This is a genomic window from Rhodopseudomonas sp. BR0C11 (assembly GCF_010820945.1).
GTDB lineage: Bacteria > Pseudomonadota > Alphaproteobacteria > Rhizobiales > Xanthobacteraceae > Rhodopseudomonas > Rhodopseudomonas palustris_H.
Window position 1 is genome coordinate 1 of sequence record NZ_QTKI01000520.1, and the last position, 2,910, is coordinate 2,910.

Sequence of the window (2,910 nt, forward strand, 5' to 3'; positions counted from 1 at the left end):
GACCAACGAGGCGGTGGCCCAGGCGCGGCAGCAGATCCGCAAGCTGAAGCGCGCCCGCCCCGAGGCCCGGATCATCGTTACCGGATGCGCGGCTCAGACCGAGCCGGCGACATTCGCCGCGATGGCCGAAGTCGACCGGGTAATCGGCAATGATGACAAGACCCGCAGCGAGGCCTGGCAGGCAGCCAAAGGCGCGCTTAAGGCCGGCCCGAGCTTCGGGCTCAACACCGAGCAGAAGATCGCGGTCGCCGACATCATGGCGGTGCGCGAGATGGCGCCGCATCTGCTGGACGGTTACCAGAGCGGACTGCCGCGGGTGTTCGTGCAGGTGCAGAACGGCTGCGACCATCGCTGCACCTTCTGCATCATCCCGTATGGCCGTGGGAATTCCCGCTCGGTGCCGGTCGGCGCAGTGGTCGAGCAGGTGCGGCGATTGGCCGAGCGCGGCCACGCCGAGATCGTGCTGACCGGGGTCGACCTCACCAGCTACGGCGCCGACCTGCCGGGCACGCCGAAGCTCGGCACCCTGGTTAAGAAAGTGTTACGGCACGTGCCGGAGTTGCAGCGGCTGCGGATCTCGTCGATCGATCAGGTTGAGGCCGATCGCGAGCTGATCGATGCGATCGCCACCGAGCCGCGGCTGATGCCGCATCTGCACCTGTCGCTACAGGCCGGCGACGATCTGATCCTCAAACGGATGAAGCGCCGGCATGCGCGCGCCGACGCGGTCGCGTTCTGCAGGGAGGCCCGGCGGCTACGGCCGGACATCGCGCTCGGCGCCGATCTGATCGCCGGGTTTCCGACTGAGACCGACGAGATGTTTCAGCGCTCGCTCGATCTGGTCGAAGAATGCGGCCTGACGTTTCTGCATGTGTTTCCGTATTCGCCGCGGCCCGGCACGCCAGCGGCGCGGATGCCGCAGCTCGATGGCCGCGTGATCCGCGACCGTGCCGCCCGGTTGCGTGCCGCCGGCGAAGCAGCGCTGCAGCGACGGCTGGCCGCCGAGATCGGCGCGACCCGCGCGGTGCTGATCGAGAGCCCGACACAGGGCCGTACCGAACACTTCCTCCCGGTCGCGATCGCAGGCGCGACGCCCGGAGATGTGCAGACCCTGCGGATCACCGGGCACGACGGCGCGCGGCTGACCGTCTAGCGGCGCCAATTACTTCAGCGTCCACACACCGGTGTGTTTGATTTCGGAATCTTCCAATTCGCGCGTCACCGGCACGCCGTAGCTCGCAAGCTGCACGAGTCGATCTTTCGGCAGATAGTAGCGGCCTGGATCGCCGATCAGCACCTGCGCGCCCTGTGCTGCACGGCCTTGCAGGAAGGTGACGGCAAGCCCGGCGATGTCCTGTTGATAGAAGATATCGCCGGCGAGCACGGCCTGCGCCGGCAGCGGATGCGGCCCCGCGAGCAGATCGTCGCCGCAGACCTCGATCACGACGCCATTGGCCGCGGCATTCACCAGGATCGCCTCGCGGGCAAACCCATCGATATCGAATGCAGTGACCTTGCGCGCCCCGGCTTTCATTGCTGCGATCGCCACCAGCCCGGAGCCGGAAGCGAGATCGATCACCTCTTTGCCGGCGACGTCCTGCGGATGATCCAGCACATAGCGCGCCAGCGCCTGCCCGCCGGCCCAGGCGAACGCCCAGAACGGCGGCGGCAACCCCGCTTCACCAAGCTCTTCTTCAGTCTTGCTCCACAGCGGCAGCGCCTCGTCGGCGACATGCAGCATCACCTCCGGCACCAGCGGCACCGCGCGCAGCCGGGTATTGGCATGGATGAAGGCGATGGGATCGGTAATGGCGGAGCTGCTCATCGCGCGGTGATGGGCGAGCGGCGGAGAGATGTAAAGCGTTGCTCTAAGCCAGCCACGTCATCGCCCGCGCAGGCGGGCGATCCAGTATCGGAAGAGAGCCCGAGGTCGATCGCGAACGCTCTGGAATACTCGATCCCCCGCATCCGCGGGGGATGACGTCACAATAGTCAGGGCACCTTGGGGCTACAGCCCGCCCATCTTGCAGACCAGTTTCCATTCCTCGGCGGTGACCGGCTGCACTGACAGGCGCGAGTATTTCAGCAGCGCCATTTCGGCGAGGCGGGGCTCGGCCTTGATGGCGGCGAGGGGCACCGGCGTCTTCAAGGGCTTCTCGGCCTTGATATCGACGCAGACGAATTTGCCGCTGGCATCGGTCGGATCCGGGTAAGCCTCGCGGATGATCTCGGCGATGCCGACGATCTCTTTGCCTTCGTTGGAGTGATAGTAGAACGCGCGGTCGCCGCGCCGCATCGCCACCATGTGCAGCTTGGCGGAGTGATTGCGCACGCCGGTCCAGGCTTCGCCCTCGGCGCCCTTGGCGACCTGCTGGTCCCACGACCACACCGACGGCTCGGATTTCACCAGCCAATACGCCACGTCTATTCCTCCGCCTTGAGCGGCCGCGTCAGCAGCCCTTCGATCGCGGCATCGACGCTGAGCTTGCCGCCGAGCACCGCCGCCACCGCGGTCGAGATCGGCATGTCGATGTCCTTGGCCTGCGCCATCTCCAGCAGCACCGGCGCGGTGTAGTAGCCTTCGGCGAGCTTGCCGTGCGCGGCGGTCTCGATCTGCTCGCCGCGGCCGAGCGCCATGCCGAACGAGAAATTGCGCGACTGCGGCGTCGAGCAGCACATCGTCAGATCGCCGAGACCCGAGAGGCCGTGCATGGTTTCGATTCGCGCCCCATAGGCCTTGCCGAACCGCACCAGCTCGACGAAACCGCGCGTGGTCATCGCCGCCAGCGCGGACGCGCCAAGCTGGCGGCCCTCGACGATGCCTGCAGCGATCGCCAGCACGTTCTTGGTCGCGCCGCCGAGTTCGACGCCGCGCACATCGGTCGAATGATACGGGCGGAAGCTGCCGGA

At 66.9% G+C, this 2,910-nt stretch carries 4 protein-coding genes; 1 reads left to right on the forward strand and 3 read right to left on the reverse strand.

Translation table 11 applies throughout. From position 1 onward, the window contains the following. A partial coding sequence (mtaB, locus tag DYI24_RS24455) for a tRNA (N(6)-L-threonylcarbamoyladenosine(37)-C(2))-methylthiotransferase MtaB (protein ID WP_164574165.1) occupies positions 1-1,153 on the forward strand: 1,153 nt, incomplete at its 5' end. 9 nt (positions 1,154-1,162) lie between these two features. Here the strand turns inward: mtaB and DYI24_RS24460 are convergent. The 3 genes from DYI24_RS24460 to DYI24_RS24470 all read right to left on the reverse strand — a co-directional run. After that, positions 1,163-1,825 carry a class I SAM-dependent methyltransferase gene (locus DYI24_RS24460; RefSeq protein WP_164574166.1) on the reverse strand — a complete coding sequence of 221 codons (663 nt, stop codon included), beginning with the start codon at positions 1,823-1,825 and terminating at the stop codon, positions 1,163-1,165. A gap of 183 nt (positions 1,826-2,008) precedes the next feature. Further along, positions 2,009-2,422, reverse strand: a complete 414-nt coding sequence (locus tag DYI24_RS24465) for an EVE domain-containing protein (RefSeq protein WP_164574167.1) — start codon at positions 2,420-2,422, stop codon at positions 2,009-2,011. A 2-nt stretch (positions 2,423-2,424) separates the two neighbouring features. Beyond that, the coding region (locus DYI24_RS24470; protein ID WP_349627815.1) for an NAD(P)H-dependent glycerol-3-phosphate dehydrogenase at positions 2,425-2,910 on the reverse strand (486 nt) is incomplete at its 5' end.

Coding starts and splice junctions, on each gene's coding strand:
- DYI24_RS24460 (WP_164574166.1), bottom strand. CDS start 1,825: ATGAGCAGCTCCGCCATTACCGATCCCATCGCCTTCATCCATGCCAAT.